Annotated in this window: 23 protein-coding genes; 8 read left to right on the top strand and 15 right to left on the bottom strand. The window is 62.2% G+C overall.

Annotation, left to right across the window (positions count from 1 at the left end):
- The first annotated feature begins 162 nt into the window (after positions 1–162).
- The 5 genes from CXQ80_RS04555 to rlmF all read left to right on the top strand — a co-directional run bounded on the left by CXQ80_RS04555 (position 163) and on the right by rlmF (position 6,623).
- Positions 163–1,653, top strand: coding sequence for a leucyl aminopeptidase (locus CXQ80_RS04555; protein ID WP_101316908.1), 1,491 nt, complete (start codon positions 163–165; stop codon positions 1,651–1,653).
- Between the two features lie 47 nt (positions 1,654–1,700).
- Positions 1,701–2,129 carry a DNA polymerase III subunit chi gene (locus tag CXQ80_RS04550; RefSeq protein WP_101316906.1) on the top strand — a complete coding sequence of 143 codons (429 nt, stop codon included), beginning with the start codon at positions 1,701–1,703 and terminating at the stop codon, positions 2,127–2,129.
- 5 nt (positions 2,130–2,134) lie between these two features.
- Complete coding sequence (locus CXQ80_RS04545; protein WP_101316904.1) at positions 2,135–2,503, top strand: DNA polymerase III subunit chi; 369 nt, start codon at positions 2,135–2,137, stop codon at positions 2,501–2,503.
- A gap of 149 nt (positions 2,504–2,652) precedes the next feature.
- Complete coding sequence (locus tag CXQ80_RS04540) at positions 2,653–5,499, top strand: valine--tRNA ligase (RefSeq protein ID WP_101316902.1); 2,847 nt, start codon at positions 2,653–2,655, stop codon at positions 5,497–5,499.
- A 167-nt stretch (positions 5,500–5,666) separates the two neighbouring features.
- Positions 5,667–6,623: a 23S rRNA (adenine(1618)-N(6))-methyltransferase RlmF gene (rlmF, locus tag CXQ80_RS04535; protein WP_101316900.1), complete on the top strand. Its 957-nt coding sequence runs from the start codon at positions 5,667–5,669 to the stop codon at positions 6,621–6,623.
- Positions 6,624–6,671: 48 nt separating this feature from the next.
- On the opposite strand, the gene CXQ80_RS04530 is transcribed toward rlmF, so the two are convergent.
- Complete coding sequence (locus CXQ80_RS04530) at positions 6,672–6,953, bottom strand: HU family DNA-binding protein (RefSeq protein ID WP_029613585.1); 282 nt, start codon at positions 6,951–6,953, stop codon at positions 6,672–6,674.
- 406 nt (positions 6,954–7,359) lie between these two features.
- Between CXQ80_RS04530 and yejK the strand changes: the two genes are divergently transcribed.
- Complete coding sequence (gene yejK, locus CXQ80_RS04525) at positions 7,360–8,367, top strand: nucleoid-associated protein YejK (RefSeq protein ID WP_101316898.1); 1,008 nt, start codon at positions 7,360–7,362, stop codon at positions 8,365–8,367.
- Here the strand turns inward: yejK and CXQ80_RS04520 are convergent.
- The 14 genes from CXQ80_RS04520 to CXQ80_RS04455 all read right to left on the bottom strand — a co-directional run bounded on the left by CXQ80_RS04520 (position 8,348) and on the right by CXQ80_RS04455 (position 19,535).
- A complete protein-coding gene (locus tag CXQ80_RS04520; RefSeq protein ID WP_101316896.1) occupies positions 8,348–8,647 on the bottom strand; it encodes a GIY-YIG nuclease family protein in 300 nt (99 codons plus the stop codon). The two genes, yejK and CXQ80_RS04520, sit on opposite strands and share 20 nt — an antisense overlap.
- A gap of 174 nt (positions 8,648–8,821) precedes the next feature.
- Positions 8,822–9,292, bottom strand: a complete 471-nt coding sequence (locus CXQ80_RS04515; RefSeq protein WP_101316894.1) for a nuclear transport factor 2 family protein — start codon at positions 9,290–9,292, stop codon at positions 8,822–8,824.
- Positions 9,293–9,385: 93 nt separating this feature from the next.
- A complete protein-coding gene (locus CXQ80_RS04510) occupies positions 9,386–10,672 on the bottom strand; it encodes an MFS transporter (protein WP_101316892.1) in 1,287 nt (428 codons plus the stop codon).
- A gap of 13 nt (positions 10,673–10,685) precedes the next feature.
- Entirely contained in the window at positions 10,686–11,336 is a 651-nt protein-coding gene (locus CXQ80_RS04505) for a FadR/GntR family transcriptional regulator (protein ID WP_101316890.1), read from the bottom strand.
- Positions 11,337–11,608: 272 nt separating this feature from the next.
- Complete coding sequence (gene hisC, locus CXQ80_RS04500; protein WP_101316888.1) at positions 11,609–12,655, bottom strand: histidinol-phosphate transaminase; 1,047 nt, start codon at positions 12,653–12,655, stop codon at positions 11,609–11,611.
- 2 nt (positions 12,656–12,657) lie between these two features.
- Positions 12,658–13,983, bottom strand: a complete 1,326-nt coding sequence (hisD, locus tag CXQ80_RS04495) for a histidinol dehydrogenase (RefSeq protein ID WP_101316886.1) — start codon at positions 13,981–13,983, stop codon at positions 12,658–12,660.
- 126 nt (positions 13,984–14,109) lie between these two features.
- Positions 14,110–14,745 carry an ATP phosphoribosyltransferase gene (gene hisG, locus CXQ80_RS04490; protein ID WP_101316884.1) on the bottom strand — a complete coding sequence of 212 codons (636 nt, stop codon included), beginning with the start codon at positions 14,743–14,745 and terminating at the stop codon, positions 14,110–14,112.
- A gap of 89 nt (positions 14,746–14,834) precedes the next feature.
- Entirely contained in the window at positions 14,835–16,100 is a 1,266-nt protein-coding gene (gene murA, locus CXQ80_RS04485; protein ID WP_101316882.1) for a UDP-N-acetylglucosamine 1-carboxyvinyltransferase, read from the bottom strand.
- A gap of 23 nt (positions 16,101–16,123) precedes the next feature.
- Entirely contained in the window at positions 16,124–16,363 is a 240-nt protein-coding gene (locus CXQ80_RS04480; protein WP_101316880.1) for a BolA family protein, read from the bottom strand.
- Positions 16,364–16,481: 118 nt separating this feature from the next.
- On the bottom strand, positions 16,482–16,784 hold the full coding sequence (locus tag CXQ80_RS04475; RefSeq protein WP_101316878.1) for a lipid asymmetry maintenance protein MlaB: 303 nt from the start codon (positions 16,782–16,784) through the stop codon (positions 16,482–16,484).
- On the bottom strand, positions 16,781–17,434 hold the full coding sequence (locus tag CXQ80_RS04470) for a phospholipid-binding protein MlaC (protein ID WP_101316876.1): 654 nt from the start codon (positions 17,432–17,434) through the stop codon (positions 16,781–16,783). The genes CXQ80_RS04475 and CXQ80_RS04470 overlap by 4 nt, the downstream gene beginning before the upstream one ends.
- 9 nt (positions 17,435–17,443) lie before the next feature.
- Positions 17,444–17,929, bottom strand: coding sequence for an outer membrane lipid asymmetry maintenance protein MlaD (gene mlaD, locus CXQ80_RS04465; RefSeq protein ID WP_101316874.1), 486 nt, complete (start codon positions 17,927–17,929; stop codon positions 17,444–17,446).
- A complete protein-coding gene (mlaE, locus tag CXQ80_RS04460; RefSeq protein WP_101316871.1) occupies positions 17,929–18,726 on the bottom strand; it encodes a lipid asymmetry maintenance ABC transporter permease subunit MlaE in 798 nt (265 codons plus the stop codon). Before mlaE ends, mlaD begins: the two co-directional genes overlap by 1 nt.
- Positions 18,726–19,535, bottom strand: a complete 810-nt coding sequence (locus tag CXQ80_RS04455) for an ATP-binding cassette domain-containing protein (protein WP_101316869.1) — start codon at positions 19,533–19,535, stop codon at positions 18,726–18,728. Before CXQ80_RS04455 ends, mlaE begins: the two co-directional genes overlap by 1 nt.
- A gap of 243 nt (positions 19,536–19,778) precedes the next feature.
- Here CXQ80_RS04455 and CXQ80_RS04450 point away from each other — a divergent pair, with 243 nt between their 5' ends.
- Together CXQ80_RS04450 and CXQ80_RS04445 are read left to right on the top strand one after the other, a co-directional pair.
- On the top strand, positions 19,779–20,753 hold the full coding sequence (locus CXQ80_RS04450; RefSeq protein WP_101316866.1) for an SIS domain-containing protein: 975 nt from the start codon (positions 19,779–19,781) through the stop codon (positions 20,751–20,753).
- A gap of 14 nt (positions 20,754–20,767) precedes the next feature.
- Positions 20,768–21,292, top strand: a complete 525-nt coding sequence (locus CXQ80_RS04445; protein WP_101322952.1) for an HAD family hydrolase — start codon at positions 20,768–20,770, stop codon at positions 21,290–21,292.
- Positions 21,293–21,300 lie beyond the last annotated feature (8 nt).

Here is a 21,300-nt window from a genome sequence, read left to right as displayed (position 1 = left end):
CTACGCATCAGCGCAGACATCGGGGTTGTCAGCACGCTTGCGCGAGGCTCAAACTGGCAGCTTTCCTGCTGGCACGCGAGTACGCGGCCAGGCTCGCATCGAGCGTATCCAGGGCTGACAAAAGCCCATGCGCTATCTGACTGACCATTCGGGGACCCGTACATGGAACTGGTTGTAAAGAGCGTAGCTGCTGCATCGGTGAAAACCGCCACTTTGGTACTGGCCGTTGGCGAAGGGCGCAAGCTCGGTGAAATCGCCAAGGCTGTCGACGAAGCCAGCAACGGCGCCATCAGCGCCGTGCTCAAGCGCGGCGACCTGGCCGGCAAGTCGGGCCAGACCCTGCTTCTGCACGGTCTGGCCGGCTTGAAGGCCGAGCGCGTGCTGCTGGTCGGCAGCGGCAAGGATGACCTTGGCGACCGCAGCTGGCGCAAGCTGGCCAGCGCTGTCGCCGGCGTGCTGAAAAACCTCGGTGGCAGCGATGCCGTACTGGCGCTGGACGATATCGCCATCACTGGCCGCGAAGGTCATTACGGCAAATACCGTCTGCTGGCTGAAAGCCTGCTCGATGGCGAGTACGTGTTCGACCGCTTCAAGAGCCAGAAAGCCGAGCCGCGCGCCCTGAAGAAAATTACCCTGCTGGCCGACAAGGCTGGCTTGGCCGAAGTCGAACGCGCCGTGCAGCACGCTACCGCGATTGCCAGCGGCATGGCCTTCACTCGCGACCTCGGCAACCTGCCGCCTAACCTGTGCCACCCGGTGTTCCTGGCTGAACAGGCCAAGGAGCTGGGCAAGACGCACAAGGGCCTCAAGGTCGAAGTGTTCGACGAGAAAAAAATCAAAGAACTGGGCATGGGTGCCTTCTATGCGGTCGGCCAGGGCAGCGAGCAGCCGCCACGCTTGATCGTCATGCAGTACCAGGGCGGCAAAAAAAGCGAAAAACCCTACGTTCTGGTCGGTAAAGGCATCACCTTTGACACCGGCGGCATCAGCCTCAAGCCTGGCGCCGGCATGGATGAAATGAAGTACGACATGTGCGGCGCCGCCAGCGTGTTCGGCACCCTGCGCGCCGTGCTTGAACTGAAGCTGCCGATCAACCTGGTGTGCATCCTCGCCTGTGCCGAGAACATGCCGAGCGGCAATGCCACTCGCCCGGGCGACATCGTCACCACCATGAGCGGGCAAACCGTCGAAATCCTCAACACCGACGCCGAAGGCCGTCTGGTGCTGTGTGACGCCCTGACCTACGCCGAGCGCTTCAAGCCGCAGGCGGTGATCGACATCGCCACCCTCACCGGCGCCTGCATCGTCGCTCTAGGCAGCCACACCACCGGCATGCTCGGCAACAACGACGAACTGCTCGGGCAACTGCTCGACGCCGGCAAGCGCGCCGACGACCGCGCGTGGCAGCTGCCACTGTTCGATGAGTATCAGGAGCAGCTCGACAGCCCGTTCGCCGACATCGCCAACATCGGCGGGCCAAAGGCCGGCACCATCACCGCTGCCTGCTTCCTGTCGCGCTTTGCCAAAGCCTACAACTGGGCCCACCTGGACATCGCCGGCACCGCCTGGATCAGCGGCGGCAAGGACAAGGGCGCCACTGGCCGCCCGGTGCCGATGCTGACCCAGTACCTGCTCGACCGCGCCAACGCCTGACCGGGCACGGCGGCAGCCCGAAGGGGCTGCCGCCAACGGACTGAATCATGAGCCAAGTAGACTTCTATGTGCTGCCTACCGACGCCCTCGACGCGCGGTTGGATTTTGCCTGCAAGCTGTGCGAGAAAGCCTGGCGGCTGGGCCATCGGGTGTACCTGCATTGCGAGGATGCCGACCAGCGCGCTCAGCTCGACCAACGCCTGTGGCAGTTCAAGGGCGAAGCCTTCGTGCCCCACGACCTGGCCGAGGTCGATGCCAACGCCGTGGTGGTGCTGGGCCTGGGCAACGATGCCGGCAGCCATGCCGACCTGCTGATCAACCTTGGCGGCGAAGTGCCAGGCTTTGTCGGCAACTTCCAGCGTGTAGCGGAAATCGTCGTCGAGGCGCCAGCGATTCGCGAGGCGGCCCGAGAACGGTTCCGTTTCTACCGGGAACAGGGCTATGCTCTGCACAATCACCGCCTACAGCGACTTTAACGACGATGGACAAGCCTTCTTCTCTGCCTACCTCCGCCCACCTGCTGGATGATCTCGAGTCGATTCGGGTGCTGCTGGGCGACGACAACCTGCAACCGCCGCTGCTGACCGATACCGTCGAGCAAATCCCGCTGGTGCTCGACGAGCCGCAAGGCAACCATGCGCCGACGCCCGTGGCCGAAATCGAGGCCGAGGACGACGACGCTGCCCAGGCGCGCCGCCAGGACACCTTGCTGCGGCTGGACGCCGAGCTGCGTGCTGCCGCGCAGTTGATCATGCAGGACGTCATCAACGACTACACCCCGCACATCGAGACCGAAATCAAGCGCCGCCTCGATGCCCGCATGGAGCGCCTGCTCAAGCGCCCCGAGTAACAGCACAGCCCGCAGTGCCGCGTAGCGGCGGCTGGCGAAGTCTGCACGCAGCACTCGCTGCGATCGACTCAGGCGCCTGTCGCGTGCAATCAGCCGCTCCGTTATACTGCTCGGCTTTCCCGAATTAATGCCTAAGGGTCCCGCCGCGCATGGATAAGACCTACCAGCCGCACGCCATTGAAACTTCCTGGTACAACACCTGGGAGTCCGAGAACTACTTCGCCCCACAAGGTGCAGGCGAGTCCTACACCATCATGATCCCGCCGCCAAACGTGACCGGCAGCCTGCACATGGGCCATGGTTTCAACAACGCGATCATGGATGCCCTGATCCGCTTCCGCCGCATGCAGGGTCGCGACACCCTGTGGCAGCCGGGCACCGACCACGCCGGTATCGCCACGCAGATGCTGGTAGAGCGTCAGCTCGAGGCCAAAGGCCAGAGCCGCCACGATCTGGGCCGCGAACAGTTCCTCGACAAGGTCTGGGAATGGAAGGAACAGTCCGGCGGCAACATCAGCCGGCAGATCCGCCGTCTGGGCTCGTCGGTCGACTGGAGCCGCGAGCGCTTCACCATGGATGACGGCTTGTCCGATGCGGTCAAGGAAGCCTTCGTGCGTCTGCATGAAGACGGCCTGATCTACCGCGGCAAGCGCCTGGTCAACTGGGACACCAAGCTGCACACGGCAATCTCCGACCTTGAAGTGGAAAACCACGACGAGAAGGGCCACCTGTGGAACCTGCGCTACCCGCTGGCCGATGGCGCCACCACCGCTGATGGCAAGGACTACCTGGTAGTCGCCACCACTCGCCCGGAAACCCTGCTGGGTGACGCGGCGGTTGCGGTCAACCCGAACGACGAGCGCTATCAGGCGCTGATCGGCAAGTTCGTCAAACTGCCGCTGGTCGGGCGTCTTATCCCGATCATCGCCGACGACTACTGCGATCCCGAGTTCGGCACCGGCTGCGTGAAGATCACCCCGGCCCACGACTTCAACGACTATGAAGTCGGCAAGCGTCACAACCTGCCGCTGCTGAACATCTTCGACAAGAATGCGCTGGTGCTGGCCAACGCCCAGGCGTTCAACCTCGACGGCAGCCTCAACGAGCAGCTCGACACCAGCCTGCCTGCGCAGTACGCCGGCCTCGACCGCTTTGTCGCGCGCAAGCAGATGGTTGCCGACCTGGATGGCCAGGGCTTGCTGGTCAGCGTCGATGACCACGCCCTGAAGGTGCCCAAGGGCGATCGTTCCGGAACCATCATCGAGCCGTGGCTGACCGACCAGTGGTACGTGTCGACCAAGCCGCTGGCCGAGCCTGCGATTGCTGCCGTTGAAGACGGCCGTATCCAGTTCGTGCCCAAGCAGTACGAAAACATGTACTTCTCGTGGATGCGCGACATCCAGGACTGGTGCATCAGCCGTCAGCTGTGGTGGGGCCACCGCATCCCGGCCTGGTACGACGAAGCCGGCCAGGTCTACGTTGGCCGCAACGAAGCCGAAGTCCGCGCCAAGCATCAGCTGGGCAGCGACGTGGTACTGCGTCAGGACGACGACGTGCTGGATACCTGGTTCAGCTCGGGGCTGTGGACCTTCTCCACTCTCGGCTGGCCAGAGCAAACCGAGTTCCTGAAGAAATTCCACTCCACCGACGTGCTGGTCACCGGTTTCGACATCATCTTCTTCTGGGTTGCCCGGATGATCATGCTGACCATGCACCTGGTGAAGAACGAGGACGGCACCCCGCAGGTACCGTTCAAGACCGTCTATGTGCACGGCCTGGTGCGTGATGGCCAAGGCCAGAAGATGTCCAAGTCCAAGGGCAACGTGCTTGACCCGCTGGACATCGTCGACGGTATCACCCTCGATGCCCTGCTGGAAAAACGCACCAGCGGCATGATGCAGCCAAAACTTGCCGAGAAGATCGCCAAGCAGACTAAGGCCGAGTTCCCGGAAGGCATCGCCAGCTACGGCACCGATGCCTTGCGCTTCACCTTCTGCTCGCTGGCGTCGACCGGTCGCGACATCAAGTTCGACATGGGCCGCGTCGAAGGCTATCGCAACTTCTGCAACAAGATCTGGAACGCCGCGCGCTACGTGCTGGACAAGGGCGAAGACTGCGGCCAGAACGGCGAAGCCTACGAGCTGTCGCTGGCTGATCGCTGGATCATCTCGCAGCTGCAGCGCACCGAAGCCGAAGTGACCCGTCAGCTGGAGCAGTTCCGCTTCGACCTGGCCAGCCAGGCGCTCTACGAGTTCATCTGGAACCAGTATTGCGACTGGTACCTGGAGCTGTCCAAGCCGGTCCTGTGGGACGAAAACGCCCCGATCGAGCGCGCCCGTGGCACGCGTCGCACGCTGGTGCGGGTACTTGAAGTGGCACTGCGCCTGGCGCATCCGTTCATGCCCTTCATCACCGAAGAGATCTGGCAGCGCATCGCGCCGCTGGCCGGCGTCAGCGGCAAGACGATCATGCTGCAACCGTGGCCGGTGGCCAACGAGAGCCGTATCGATACCGTTGCCGAAGGCGATATCGAATGGCTGCAACAGCTGATGAACGGCCTGCGCAACATCCGCGCCGAGATGAACATCGGCCCGGGCAAACCGCTGCCGCTGTTCCTCAAGAACGCCGGCGCCGAAGACCAGCGCCGCCTGCAGGAAAACGAACCATTGCTGAAGAAGCTGGCAAAGGTCGAATCGTTCACCGTGCTCGGTGAAGCCGACGAAGCGCCGCTGTCGGCGACTGCACTGGTGGGTGATCTGCAGGTGCTGGTGCCAATGGCTGGGCTGATCGACAAGGATGCCGAGCTGGCGCGCCTGAACAAGGAAATCCAGCGTCTGCAGGGCGAAGTCCAGCGCGTTGGCGGCAAGCTGTCGAATGCTGCCTTTGTCGACAAGGCACCGCCTGCGGTGATCGACAAGGAACGCGCCAAGCTGGCCGAAGCCGAACAGGCACTGGCCAACTTTACCGAGCAGCATGCGCGGATTGCAGCGCTGTAACTCGACATTGCTGACCTGAGCGGCGAGGGCTTTGCCCTCGTTTCGCGACACAAGGCCGCTCCTACACCGACCGCGTTCACCTAGACTGACGCGGTTACTGTAGGAGCGGCCTTGTGTCGCGAAAGGGCTGCAGAGCAGCCCCAAGGCTTGCAACACCGGATCCGACCATGACCGAAAAACCCACCCTGCACCCGAGAAACCGTCACCAGGGCCGCTACGACTTTCCCGCCCTGATCAAGGCCCACCCCGATCTGGCCCGTTTCACTATCACCAACCCCTACGGCAACCCCAGCATCGACTTCGCCAACCCCGAAGCCGTGCGCGTGTTCAACCGTGCCCTGCTCAAGGCTCAGTACGGTATCCAGCACTGGGATATTCCGGCCGACTACCTGTGCCCGCCGATCCCTGGCCGCGCCGATTACCTGCACGTCCTCGCCGATCTGCTGGCTGCCGATAACGGCGGTGAAATCCCCCGCGGCCCTCAGGTGCGCGCGCTGGACATCGGCGTCGGCGCCAATTGCATCTATCCCCTGCTCGGCCACAGCGACTACCGCTGGAGCTTCCTCGGCTCGGATATCGACCCTGTGGCGCTGGCTTCGGCCAAGGCCATCGTGCAGGCCAATGGCCTCCATAAGGCCGTTGCCCTGCGCCAGCAAAGCAACAGCAAGCACATCTTCAGCGGCCTGCTACAGCCCGACGAGCGCTTTGATGTGACGCTGAGCAACCCACCCTTCCACAGCTCGCGCGACGAGGCTACCCGTGGCAGCCAGCGCAAATGGAAAAACCTCGGCAAGCAAGACCCCAAGCGCAAGCTGCCGGTGTTGAACTTCGGCGGGCAAAACAATGAGCTGTGGTGTGAAGGCGGCGAAATCCGCTTCGTCAGCCAGCTGATCAGCGAGAGCGTCGCCTGTGCGCCGCAGGTGCTGTGGTTCACCAGCCTGGTGTCCAAGGCGGGTAACCTGCCGGTGATCGAAGCCGCACTGAAAAAGGCTGGCGCCGTAGCAGTACAGACGCTGGCAATGGGCCAAGGGCAGAAACAGAGCCGCGTGGTTGCCTGGAGCTTCCACGACGCAGCTGCGCGCAAAGCTTGGCATGCGCAGCGCCAGGGCAAATCGCAGGCGTAAAAAAACCGCGCCCGGCAAGCCGGGCGCGGTTTATCCAAGCGTCGACAATTACTTGTTGACGGCGTCGGTCAGCACTTTCGCAGGTACGAACTTGACGACTTTCTTGGCAGCGATTTCGATGGCAGCGCCAGTCGAAGGGTTGCGGCCGGTACGGGCAGGACGCTCCGAGACTTTCAGCTTGCCGATGCCTGGCAGAGTGATTTCGGCGCCGTTTTCCAGTTGGTCGGCAACGATCTGGCCAAGTTGCTCCAGGGCGTTACGAGCGGTGGTTTTTGGCGCGTCGATTGCTTCGGCGATGTCGGCAATCAGTTGGTCTTTGGTCAATGCCATGGTGGTGTTCCTTCCCTAAAAAATTCAGAGGTTATGCAGCATGCTACGTCGGTATCGGGCCAGCCCGGTAATTCCGGCGGGCCGCGCCAATTGCGTATGTAGATACACAAATCGGCGTTTGGTTCGACATAACGCAAGTGATCTGCCAGCGATGCGCCATTGATGCAGCGCAAGACCGCGAAAAGTACCACAGGACTGGATAAATATCCGCTGTCGAGGCCGATTTAATGCAGCTAATTCGGGGCTTTTCACATAAATCGGCAAAAATTGAGCAAAAAACCAGCAACCGCTATTTGCGCCAACTTCTGGCCACTGCATCACTGGTGGTCTGGGTTAAACTTAGCCACTTTGCCCAGCGCCCCGCGAGTACTCGCAAACCGCGCTCCAGCTACTGCCGAGATTTTCCATGCCTATCCGTCATTGCATCGTCCACCTGATCGACAAGAAGCCCGATGGCAGCCCCGCCGTGCTCCACGCACGGGATAACGAGCTGGCTGCATCGGATGCCATCGAAAACCTCCTGGCCGACCTCAACGACAACTACAACGCCAAGCAGGGCAAGGCCTGGGGTTTCTTCCATGGTGAGTCCGGTGCCTACCCGTTCAGTGGCTGGCTCAAGCAGTACCTGAACGACGAGCAAGGCTTTACCGCCTTCAGTCGCACCGCCGTCGAGCACCTGCAAAAGCTGATGGAAGAGTCCAACCTCTCCACCGGCGGCCACGTGCTGTTCGCCCATTACCAGCAAGGCATGACCGAGTACCTGGCGATTGCCCTGCTGCACCACAGTGACGGCGTGGCCGTGAACGCCGAGCTCGACGTAACGCCCTCGCGCCACCTGGACCTGGGGCAGTTGCACCTGGCCGCACGGATCAACCTGTCGGAGTGGAAGAACAACCTCAATTCCAAACAGTACATCTCGTTCATCAAGGGCAAGAACGGCAAGAAGGTCTCGGAGTATTTCCGCGACTTCATCGGCTGCCAGGAAGGCGTCGACGGTCCCGGCGAAACGCGCACGCTGCTCAAGGCCTTCAGTGATTTCGTCGAGAGCGAAGACCTGCCGGAAGAGTCCGCGCGCGAGAAGACCCAGACCCTTGTCGACTACGCCACCAGCCAGACCAAGATGGGCGAGCCGGTCGGCCTTGAAGAGCTCTCCAGCCTGATCGACGAAGAGCGGCCCAAGGCGTTCTACGATCACATCCGCAACAAGGACTACGGCCTGTCGCCAGAGATCCCGGCGGATAAACGCACACTGAACCAGTTCCGCCGTTTCACCGGCCGTGCCGAAGGCTTGTCGATCAGCTTCGAGGCGCACTTGCTCGGGTCAAAAGTGGAGTATGACGAAGAAGCCGGCACCTTGATCATCAAGGGCCTGCCAACCCAGCTGATCGATCAGCTCAAGCGTCGGGCTGAGTAAAACCAGACCAGGACGCGACCAAGGCTTCCTTGGCCGACTTGCGCAGCTTCTTCACCAGCCGCTCCTGACGCAAAGCCTCGGAGCGGTCTGGCCAGGCTTCGACATAGACCAGCGCCTGCGCCGGACTGGTCTTGAAATAGCGCGCACCACGCCCCTGCTGGTGCACCTTGAAGCGGCGCTGCGGATCATCACTGATACCGCAGTACAGCGAGCCATTCAGCGCGCGCACCAGGTATACGTACCAGGGTTTTTCCGCCGGAGGCGGAACTTGTTCACTCACGACTTTGCTCCTGCCCGGCATTAGCTTGATGAGCCCCACATCAACGGGGCTTCATCATGTCCAAGAAAATCTTCGCCGCAACGCTGTCGTTTCCGTGGAACGAGGTGATCGTCGCAGCGTGGGATAAGGCCGAGTCCCCCGGAGGAACAGGCGGTTGGTGCAGACTAGACCAGCTCAACGCGCTCGGGTAAACGCCTGCAAGCCCTTGCGCGCTTGCTGACGCACCTTGTTCTGCAGCAGCGGCGTCCAACCCAGCAGCACACCAGGCATGCCCAATGCCTGGCGCGACCAGCGCCACAGGTCGAAGTTGTCATGGTGCTCGGTGATCAGACCGTCCTCGATCACGAACCGTGCGCGGATATTGTTGATCACGGTACGCCCGGTCTGGCTGAACAGATAGGTTGCCACCCAATGCGCGCTGGCGCCGCCTGGCTCGCCACGCACTTGATCGAAGGTCAGGCTGAAGTCTTGCGCGCGCGAGGTGAGCATGCGCCACATGGCGCCCGCCTCCTGACCGCGCAAAGTACCGAAGACCGGGTCAGTGAAGACGATGTCCGCGCTGTAACAGGCGATCATGGCCTCGGCATCCAGGCGCTGGAACGCCTGGTAGAAGCGGGTAATCAGGGCGTGTGAGGTGTCGCTCATGCGTGGCATCCATGGTCCGGGTCAACAGCGGCACGATAAAGCCACACGCCAAGGATTGCCACGCTCATTTGCCAGGTGAATGCCAGGCCCTGCTCAGCCTTGGATACGCTCACAGGTCACCTGTACATGCAGCGCCCGGCCGGCCTTGAGGCCAAACAGGATGGCTCCGCCACCGATCACGGCAAAGATCCACCCCAAGGCAGCCCAGCCGCCCGTCAGATCATGCACCACGCCAACGGCAAAGGGTCCCATCGACGCCAGGGTGTAACCGACGCCTTGAGCCATGCTCGACAGATTGGCGGCCACGTGGGCATCTTTGGAGCGCAGCACGATCAGGGTCAGCGCCAGGGCGAAAGTGCCGCCCTGCCCCAGCCCAAGCAACACCGCCCAGCCCCACAGCCCGCCCAACGGCGCGTACAAGCAGCCAAACAAACCCACCAGCGTTACCAGCATGACCAGCACAATCGCCAGCCGCTGATCCTTGCCGCGGGTCGCCAGCCACGGCGCACTCAGCGCGCTGATCAGCTGCACGATGACCGAGCCGGACAACACCAGCCCTGCTTCGGTGGGGCTCAGGCCACGGCCGATCAGAATCGACGGCAGCCAGCCAAACACGATATACGCCAGCGACGACTGCAAGCCCATGTACAGCGTCACTTGCCACGCCAGCGGGTCACGCCACAGGCCACGCACGCGATAAGCGACCTTGTGCCCGGCATGCCGCTGCTTCGCCTGCGGCAACCACACCAGCATCGCCAGCAGCGCCGGCAGCATCCAGAAGCCCAGGCCGAGCGACCAGCTGTCGCCCAAGGCGTGGCTCAGAGGAACGGTGGCGCCAGCGGCCAGCGCTGCACCCAGGCACAAGGCCATGGTGTAGACACCGGTCAAAGTCCCGGCATGCTTGGGAAAGTCGCGCTTGACGATACCGGGCAAGAGCACGCCAATGACGCCGATACTCGCCCCCGCCAGCAGGCTGCCGAGAAATACTCCGGTCGCGCCGAACGTACTGCGCAGGACAATCCCCAGGGCCAACGTGAAGAGAATGCCCAATACCACCCGCTCACTGCCGAAGCGGCGTGCCAGCAACGGCGCCAGTGGCGCAAACAAACCCAGGCACAGCACCGGCAAGGTCGTCAGCAGGCCCGATTGCGCAGCACTCAAGCCCAGGCTCTCGGCAACCTGGCCGAGCACTGGCGCCATGCTCGACAGGGCCGGCCGCAGGTTCAGCGCAACCAGCACCAGCCCCAACAGCAACAGCCAGGGCCGGTGAATGGCTGGCGGCTGCTGTTGCACCTGTTCGTCATCGGCCTCGGCATCGATCAGCAGTTCATCCAGTTCGGTCTCACGCACAGGCGCAGAGCGGGTCAGTTGGTCAGCCATGATGGTCTCGCAGTCAGGATTCGATAAGGGCCCGGCACAGACGCTTGGCCCGTTCCGGATCGCGTTGTTCAACCGCATCGAGAATCTCTCCGTGCAGATCGAACACCGCCTGGCAGCGCGGCAGCGCGCTCATGTTGCGTTCCAGGGCAGCGGCCACGACACCGGAGAAGTATCGGTACAGCTCGCTCAAGGCAGGGTTGTGCGCGGCATCGACCAGGCGCTGGTGGAACAGCAGATCGCAGTGCACATAGGTATCGAGGTCGGCGTGATAGTGCTCGGCGCTGCCGGCAAGGGCTGCGCGCAGCTCCAGCAGGTCCTGCTCGGTGCGTCGCAGGGCTGCCAGACCAATCGCTTCAGCCTCGAGAATGTGGCGGGTCTCGCGCGCCTGTTCGGGCGTGCAGCGGGCCATGGCCTGTATCGCGTGGAGCGGATCCTGCGCGGTACGCAGGTAGCTGCCATCACCCTGGCGGACTTCGACCAGACCGCTGAAAGCAAGCACGCGCATGGCCTCGCGTACGGTATTGCGGCTGATGCCGAGCTCGGCGGCCAGCTCTGGCTCGGTCGGCAGGCGCTCACCTACTTTCCAACTGCCCTCGACGATCCGCCGGCGCAATTGCTCGACCGCCAGCTCCACCAGCGAACGCTTGATCAGTTCATTTCCCATGTCGCAGCCAACTCAACCAATCATCCTACGAATTATCGGATTGTAACTGAAAGCTGGCCTGCCGCCACTTGGCATTTTTGTCAGTTGCGGCTGCGGTGCGGCTTTGGGAGGCTGTAGCGCTTTTTTACAGGGCTGAACGTGAATGCGTAACCACATAGCCGTGGGTATCGTCATCGGGCTGGTGGTACTGACGCTGTTGCTGTTGGCGATCGTCATCAAGTCCGATGAGCAAAGCCGGCCCTCGCAAGTGAGGGCCGGGCCGCCTGGCTTACTCAGCCCAGGGCATCGACCAGCGCCTGGTTCATCTGCGGCGTACCGATGGTGATGCGCAGGAACTGGGCAACTCGCGCTTGTTTGAAGTGACGCACGATCACCCCTTGCTCGCGCAGGCGCGCCGCAAGCTCGGCAGCGTCGTGCTGCGGGTGGCGGGCAAAGATGAAGTTGGCCGCTGACGGCAGCACCTCGAAACCCTTGGCCTGCAGCTGCGCGACCAAGGCCTCGCGGCTGTCGATGACCTGGCGACAGGTCTCGTTGAAGTACTCGCGGTCCTCGAACGCTACCGCGGCGCCGACGATCGCCATGCGGTCGAGCGGATAGGAGTTGAAGCTGTTCTTGATCCGCTCCAGCGCATCGATCAGGTCCGGGTGGCCCACCGCCAAGCCTACCCGCAGGCCGGCCAGCGAGCGCGACTTGGACAAGGTCTGGGTGACCAGCAGGTTGTCGTAACGGTCGACCAGGCTGATCGCCGTCTGGCCGCCGAAGTCGATGTAGGCTTCGTCTACCACCACCACCGAGTCAGGGTTGGCCTGCAGCAACTGCTCGATCGCCTCCAGCGCCAACAGGCAGCCCGTAGGCGCGTTCGGGTTGGGGAAGATGATGCCGCCGTTGGGCTTGGCATAATCTTCGACGCGGATCTGGAACTGCTCGTCCAGGGCGATCTGCTCGAACGCAATGCCGTACAGACCGCAGTACACCGGATAGAAGCTGTAGCTCACATCAGGGAACAGCAGCGGCGCGCCGTGCTGGAACAGGCCATGGAAAATGTGCGCAAGCACCTCGTCCGAGCCATTGCCGACAAACACCTGGCCGCTGCTCACACCGTAATACTCGGCCACGGCCTGCTTGAGCCGGTCACTGTTAGGGTCCGGGTACAGCCGCAGGTTGTCGTTCAGCTCCCCACGCATGGCCTCCAGCGCCTTGGGCGACGGGCCATAGGGGTTTTCATTGGTGTTGAGCTTGATCAGGCGGGTCAGCTTGGGCTGCTCGCCGGGTACGTAAGGCACCAGGTCCTTGACGAATGGGCTCCAGAATCGACTCATGTTCAGTTGCCCTCGGCAGTGGTGCGGATACGGTATTCGGCGCTGCGGGCGTGGGCCGTCAGCGATTCGCCACGGGCCAGCACCGATGCGGTGTGGCCGAGCTCGGAAGCGCCCTGCTCGGAACAGAAGATGATCGACGAGCGCTTCTGGAAGTCATACACGCCCAACGGCGACGAGAAGCGCGCGGTGCCGGAGGTTGGCAGGACGTGGTTGGGGCCTGCGCAGTAATCGCCCAGCGCCTCGCTGGTGTGGCGGCCCATGAAGATCGCACCGGCGTGGCGGATCTGCGGCAGCCAGGCCTGCGGGTCGGCAACCGACAGTTCAAGGTGCTCCGGAGCAATCCGGTTGGCCACTTCGATGGCCTGCTGCATGTCGCGCACGTGGATCAGTGCACCACGGCCATTGATCGACTTTTCGATGATCTCGGCGCGCTCCAGGGTCGGCATCAGTTTGTCGATACTGGCCGCCACCCGATCCAGAAACTCCGCATCCGGGCTGACCAGAATGGCTTGGGCATCTTCATCGTGCTCGGCCTGGGAGAACAGGTCCATGGCGATCCAGTCCGGATCAGTCTGGCCGTCGCAGACCACCAGGATTTCCGACGGGCCGGCGATCATGTCGATGCCGACCTGACCGAACACATGGCGCTTGGCGGTGGCCACATAGATATTGCCCGGGCCGACGATCTTGTCGACCTGCGGCACGCTCTCGGTACCGTAGGCAAGCGCAGCCACGGCCTGAGCGCCGCCGACCGTGAACACCCGGTCAACCCCAGCGATGCAGGCCGCCGCGAGCACCAGCTCGTTGAGCTCGCCACGCGGCGTCGGCACCACCATGACCACTTCGCCAACACCGGCAACCTTGGCCGGAATCGCGTTCATCAACACCGACGACGGATAGGACGCTTTGCCGCCGGGAACGTACAAGCCAGCGCGGTCCAGTGGCGTGACCTTCTGGCCAAGCACGGTGCCGTCGGCTTCGGTGTACTGCCAGGAATCCTGCTTCTGCCGCTGGTGGTAGCTGCGCACGCGCTCGGCGGCTTTTTCCAGGGCTTCACGCTGGCTCGCGGTAATCCGCGTAAGCGCAAGCTCCAGCCGGGCACGGTCAAGAATCAGATCGTTGATGGAGGTCGCCTGCACGCCATCGAAACGCTGGGTGAACTCGACCAAGGCGGCATCACCGCGCTCACGGACGGCTTTGATGATGTCGAGCACGCGCTGGTTGACCGCGTCATCGGACACACTCTCCCAGCTCAGCAGATGATCCAGATGTCGGGCGAAATCCGGATCAGCGGCGTTGAGACGGGCAATTGCAGTGGACACGGTCATGGCGAGGGCCTCGAATAGTAGCGAATGCTCAGGCGCCCTAGGCTACCAGTCGATCCGCGCGGGCACCTGAGAAAATTGGCTATGGCGCGGATAGACGGGCACGACAGCGAAGGTCGTGCGCAGGAGTCAACCGCGGTGTCGCGACTCGACCGCTTGGCGCAGGGTGTCGATCAGGCTCTGGATGCGCGCATGCTGCATCTTCATCGAAGCCTTGTTCACTACCAGACGCGAGCTGACCATGGCGATCAGCTCTTGCGGCTCGAGGCCGTTGGCACGCAGGGTATTGCCGGTGTCGACCACGTCGATGATCTTGTCGGCGAGGTTGATCAGCGGCGCCAGCTCCATCGAGCCGTACAGCTTGATGATGTCGACCTGACGGCCCTGTTCGGCATAGTAACGCTTGGCAACATTGACGAACTTGGTGGCCACACGCAGACGGCCCTTAGGCTCGGGTGCGCCGACAACACCGGCGGTCATCAGCTTGCAGCAGGCGATCTGCAGGTCCAGCGGCTCATACAGGCCCTGGCCGCCGTACTCCATGAGCACGTCCTTGCCAGCCACACCGAGGTCGGCCGCCCCATGCTCGACATAGGTCGGCACGTCGGTGGCGCGCACGATCAGCAGGCGCACGTCATCCTGAGTCGTGGGGATGATCAGCTTGCGGCTCTTGTCCGGGTTCTCGGTGGGCACGATACCGGCTTCGGCCAGCAACGGCAGGGTATCGTCGAGAATGCGGCCTTTGGATAGCGCGATGGTCAACATGGCAAACGTCGGTCCTTAAGCGGCTACAGCAGCCGGGAAAAAAGCCCGGCTGCATTGAATTCGTTGGCGCGTCCATGCGCCTGGGCAGGTTAGCCCGGTACGCGGCGGATCTTCGCGCCGAGCATTTGCAGCTTCTCTTCGATGCACTCGTAACCACGGTCGATGTGATAGATGCGATCGATCAGGGTGTCGCCCTCGGCAACCAGAGCCGACAACACCAGGCTCGCCGAGGCACGCAGGTCGGTGGCCATCACTGGCGCGCCCTTGAGGGTCTTGACCCCGGTAACGATGGCAGTGTTGCCTTCGACCTGGATGTGCGCGCCCATGCGGTGCATTTCGTAAACATGCATGAAGCGGTTTTCGAAGATCGTCTCGATCACTGCACCAGTGCCTTCGGCAATGGCGTTGAGCGAGATGAACTGCGCCTGCATGTCGGTCGGGAACGCCGGATACGGAGCGGTGCGCAGGTTGACGGCTTTGGGCCGCTTGCCGTGCATGTTCAGCTCGATCCAGTCTTCGCCGGTGGTGATATCGGCGCCGGCTTCCTTGAGCTTCTCGAGGACTGCTTCAAGGATGGTCGGATCGGTGTCCTTGACCTTGACCCGACCGCCAGTGACGGCAGCCGCCACCAGGTAGGTGCCGGTTTCGATACGGTCAGGCATGACCCGGTAGTGGGCCGAGTGCAGACGCTCGACGCCATCGATGGTGATGGTGTCGGTGCCCGCGCCCTGGACGTTGGCGCCCATGGCGATCAGGAAGTTGGCCAGGTCGACCACTTCCGGTTCGCGTGCGGCGTTCTGCAGAACGCTGCGGCCGCGGGCCAGAGCAGCAGCCATCATGATGTTTTCGGTGCCGGTCACGCTCACCGTGTCGAAGAAGAAGTGCGCACCGCGCAGGCCGCCTTCAGGCGCCTTGGCCTTGATGTAGCCGCCTTCGACTTCAATTTTTGCACCCATGGCCTCCAGGCCGCGGATGTGCAGGTCAACCGGACGCGAACCGATCGCGCAACCGCCAGGCAGGGCAACTTCAGCCTCGCCGAAGCGGGCAACCATCGGCCCCAGTACCAGAATCGAGGCGCGCATGGTCTTGACCAGCTCGTACGGCGCAACCAGTGTCTTGATTGCACGCGGATCGATTTCGACTGCCAGCTTCTCGTCGATCACAGGCTCGATGCCCATGCGCCCGAACAGCTCGATCATGGTGGTGATGTCGTGCAGGTGCGGCAGGTTGCCGACGGTCACTGGACCATCGCACAGCAGCGTTGCTGCAAGGATCGGCAGGGCAGCGTTCTTTGCCCCGGAAATGCGGATCTCGCCATCGAGACGAGGGCCGCCAGTAATAATCAGTTTGTCCATTAGGATCTCGCCGCCAAGTTGGCTCAGGTGCGCTCAGCCCAGGCTGCGCTGCTGAAAAATTTCATGGTTACCGCGTGGATACTGCCATCGGCAATCCACGGATTCAGGTGAGCATAGATCGCCTGTTGACGCTTTACCGGGCTCTGCCCCGCCAGCTCGTCGCTGATCACGTTCAACTGGAAGTTGCAGCCTTCGCCTTCAACTTCGACCCGGGTTCCGGGCAATTTCGCTTCAAGGAAGCTCTTAACTTCTACGGCCTGCATGCTCAACCTCAATCGGCGCCCTGTGCGCGCGGGTCGGCCATCATACAAAAAAGCCCCTCGCCTGCGAAGCCCATCAATGGGCACGCTGACCGAGGGGCCTTTTCACCTTGCTGGGCAATCAGCCCGCCAACACTTCGTCGAGGTCATAGACCTCGGCGATTTCACGCATGTCATCAGGCATGCCACGCAGTGCCCAGGACTTGCCTGCGGCCTGCGCATCACGCATGAATGCCAGCAGTAACGACAAGCCGACACTGCTCGACTTGACTACCGCCGAGCAGTCCAGCATTACCTGCTGCTCACCACAGGCGGCAATCAGTGCCTTGCCCTGCTTGCGTAGGGCGGGGCCCGTGCGAAAGTCCAGCACGCCAGCCAGACGCAGCACGCCCGGCTCGGCCATGCTTACGCTGGTTTCACTCATTTGACTGCCTTCTCCGGCGAACTGTCGGCGGTTTGCTTGGCCTTGGCCACTTCACCTGCCCAGCCGTCGATGGTCTTGTCCAGGTCATTGCCATTGCGCGACATGGCGTCGGCGAACTGGTCACGGAACAGCTTGCCGATGTTGATGCCGTTGACGATGACGTTACGCACCTTCCACTCGCCATCCAGTTTGACCATGGTGTATTGCACCGGGTAAATCGAACCATTGGTACCAGTGACCTTCATGCCCACGCTGGTGCGATCACCTTCATCGCCCTTGGCAGGGTCGAGGGTGATGCCCTGGTTGTTGTACTCGAGCAAGGCATTGCCATAGAACTGCATCAAGCTGCGCTTGAAGTTCTCCTGGAACCGCTGCATCTGCGCAGGCGTAGCCTTGCGCGAATACTTGACGGTCATGATGCTCTTGGAGATGCCATCAGCGTCGACCACCGGGCCGAGGTTGCTGTTGAGAGCATCGTAGAACGCCTGCGGGTCAGCCTTGTATTGCTGCTTGTTGGCCTTGAGGTCGCTGAGCAACTGATCGGTAGTGGTCTGAATCACTTCTCGGGCGGTTTGCCCAGGTGCAGCGGTGGTCAGCAGGGGGAAAGCCGCCAGCAGGACCAGCAAACCGCGTCGCAGGATCGAGATCATGGAAACTCCTTAATTAGCTGGGTTGGCTTCTTTCGGTTCTTTGCCAACGGTATTGAGCAGGAACTTGCCAATCAGATCTTCCAGTACCAAGGCAGACTGGGTGTCATGGATGGTGCTGTCATCTTTGAGCACCTGATCCTCACCACCCACGCTGATACCGATGTACTTCTCGCCGAGCAACCCGGCGGTCAGGATCGATGCAGTGGAGTCGACCGGCAGATTATCGACGTTCTTGTCCAGCTGCAGCGTGACCCGACCGGTGTAGGAATCGCGATCCAGATCGATGGCCGTGACCTTGCCGATGGTCACACCGGCCATGGTCACTTTAGCTCTGACCGTCAAACCGGCGATATTGTCGAAGTACGCGTAAACTTTATAGGTATCGCTGGTCGGGCTGGCCGACAGCCCGCTGACACGCAGGGCTAGCAGCAGCAACGCCAGGATCCCGGCCAGGAGGAACAGGCCGACACCGATTTCCAGGGTGCGGTTTTGCATCAGAAATCTCCAAACATCAAGGCGGTCAGAATAAAGTCCAGACCCAGCACTGCCAACGAGGCATAGACCACGGTCTTGGTGGTGGCACGGCTGATCCCCTCTGAAGTGGGCTCACAGTCATACCCCTGGAAAACGGCAATCCAGGTCACGACGAAGGCAAACACCAGGCTTTTGACCAGGCCGTTGAGCACGTCATCGGTGAATGAAACACTGTTCTGCATGTTGGCCCAGAACGAGCCTTCGTAGACACCCAGCCAGTCGACTGCCACCCACGAGCCACCCCAGATGCCCACCACGCTGAACATCAGCGCCAGCAGCGGCAGCGAAATGAAGCCGGCCCACAGCCGCGGTGCAACGATGTACTTGAGTGGGTCGACGCCGATCATTTCCAGGCTCGATAACTGCTCGGTCGACTTCATGTTGCCGATTTCGGCAGTCAGCGCAGAGCCGGCGCGACCGGCAAACAGCAGCGCAGTGACGACCGGGCCGAGTTCGCGCAACAGCGTCAGGGCAACCATCTGCCCGACCGCTTGCTCGGAGCCGTATTTGGTGAGGATGCTGTAGCCCTGCAGGGCCAGCACCATGCCGATGAACATGCCGGAGACGACAATGATCGCCAGCGACAGCACGCCGACTGAATAAAGCTGCTTGACCAGCAGCTGGAAGCCACCGCCAAGCCCGCCCCGGCCGACCAGGGCATGGCCCAGGAACAGGCACGAACGACCCAGTACTGCCACTACATCGATGGCTGAGCGACCGAGCAGGCGTACGCGTTCAAGTAAGGATCTTCGGCGCATCAACGCGTCCCCAGCAGATCGGCGCGGTAGTCAGGCGCAGGAAAATGGAAAGGTACCGGTCCGTCCGGATCGCCCTTCATGAATTGGCGGATGCGCGGATTGTCCGAGCCCATCAGCTCGTCCGGAGTGCCCTGACCCAGCACCTGGCCATCACCCACTACGTAGATGTAGTCGGCGATGCTCGCGGTTTCCGCCAGGTCGTGCGACACGACGATACTGGTAATGCCAAGGGCATCGTTGAGCAGACGGATCAAACGCACCAGAACACCCATCGCGATAGGATCCTGGCCGACGAATGGCTCGTCGTACATGAGAATCTGCGGGTCCAGGGCAATTGCCCGCGCCAACGCCACCCGCCGCTTCATGCCGCCGGAGAGTTCGTCGGGCATCAGGTCGATGGCGCCGCGCAGGCCAACGGCCTGCAGTTTCATCAGGACGATGTCGCGGATCATCTCTTCCGACAGCTCGGTGTGCACCCGCAGCGGGAAGGCAACGTTCTCGAACACGTCGAGGTCGGTGAACAATGCACCGCTCTGAAACAGCACGCCCATCTGCTTGCGTGCATCGAACAGATCACTGCGCGACAGCGTCGGCAAATTCTGCCCGGCCACCCACACTTCGCCGCTGGCGGGGCGCAGCTGGGCGCCCATCAGGCGCAACAGGGTGGTCTTGCCGCACCCCGATGGCCCCATGATGCCAGTGACCTTTCCGCGCGGAATGCGGATGTCGACATTACTGAAAATGCTGCGCGAACCGCGCTTGAAGGTAACCCCCTTCAACTCGACCGCGTAGGCGCTATCCACACTCATCTAGACTCCTTGCAATACAGCCTCGTCCAATGGACGCCTGCCCTCATCGTGAAGGCACACACGCCCCACCCGGGCCGAATCAGCGGCGAACTATAGCACCGCAGGCGAGCCCGCCCCAAGGCTATCGCAGCGTCATTCAGGCGAATGACAGGCGGCTGCGGCAGGCTTATGACAATCCAGTGATGAGCCTTTCGCACATTGCGGCTATAATCGGCGCCTTTTCATCAGGCATTGCTTTTCGACATGAGCCAATCCAGCGAGCTGATCCAATCTGCCCAGCGCACTTTGCGCCTGGAACTCGAGGCTGTTGAGGGCCTGTTGCCGCGTATCGACGACAATTTCGTCAAGGCCTGCGAACTGATTCTGGCCAGCAAAGGCCGTGTGGTCGTGGTTGGCATGGGCAAGTCCGGGCATATCGGCAACAAGATCGCGGCGACCCTGGCCAGTACCGGTACGCCATCATTTTTTGTCCATCCGGCCGAAGCCAGCCACGGTGACATGGGCATGATCACCCGTGATGACGTGATCCTGGCGCTGTCCAACTCCGGCAGCACTGCCGAGATCGTTACCCTGCTGCCATTGATCAAGCGCCTTGGCATTCAGCTGATCAGCCTCACCGGCAACCCCGATTCACAGCTGGCGCAAGCGGCCGAGGCCAACCTCGATGCGCGCGTGGCGCAGGAAGCCTGCCCGCTGAACCTGGCACCAACTTCCTCGACCACCGCAGCGCTGGTGCTCGGCGACGCCCTCGCGATCGCCCTGCTTGAGGCCCGCGGCTTCTCGGCCGAGGATTTCGCCTTCTCGCACCCCGGCGGCGCCCTTGGCCGACGTTTGCTGCTCAAGGTCGAAAACGTCATGCACTCGGGCGACGAGCTGCCGCAGGTGCGACGTGGCACCCTGCTCAAGGAAGCGCTGCTGGAAATGTCCCGTAAAGGTTTGGGCATGACCGTCGTGCTGGAAAACGACGGTACCCTGGCTGGCGTGTTCACTGACGGCGACCTGCGCCGCAGCCTGGACCGCAATATCGATGTACACACCACCCTGATCGATGAGGTGATGACCGTGCACGGCAAGACTGCCCGCGCCGAGATGCTCGCCGCTGAAGCCTTGAAGATCATGGAAGACCACAAGATCGGCGCCCTCGTCGTGGTCGATCAGCACGATCGCCCGACCGGCGCGCTGAACATGCACGACCTGCTCCGCGCCGGAGTCATGTGATGAACGGAGATGCCATGAGCGAAGACATCCTGCAACGCGGCAAAGCCATCAAGCTGGCCGTTTTCGACGTCGACGGTGTGCTCACCGACGGCCGCCTGTACTTCCTTGAAGACGGCAGCGAATTCAAGACCTTCAACACCCTCGACGGCCAGGGCATCAAGATGCTCATGGCCTCGGGTGTGACCACGGCAATCATCAGCGGGCGCAAGACCCCGGTGGTCGAGCGTCGGGCGAAGAACCTCGGCATCCCGCACCTGTTTCAGGGCCGCGAGGATAAACTGGTGGTTCTGGACGGCCTGCTCGCTGAACTGGGCCTAAGCTATGAGCAGGTCGCCTACCTGGGCGACGACCTGCCCGACCTGCCAGTGATTCGCCGGGTCGGCCTGGGCATGGCCGTAGCCAACGCTGCCGTGTTCGTCCGCCAGAACGCCCACGGGGTAACCCAGGCCCGCGGCGGCGAAGGTGCTGCCCGCGAGTTCTGTGAACTGATCATGCAGGCCCAGGGTACCCTGGACGCTGCCAACGCCAACTACCTGTAAGGCCGCAC

Source organism: Pseudomonas sp. 02C 26, from assembly GCF_002843585.1.
Taxonomy (GTDB): Bacteria; Pseudomonadota; Gammaproteobacteria; order Pseudomonadales; family Pseudomonadaceae; genus Aquipseudomonas; species Aquipseudomonas shirazensis.
Note: the sequence above shows the minus strand (reverse complement) of the source record. Positions and strands in the feature narration are given on the sequence as shown.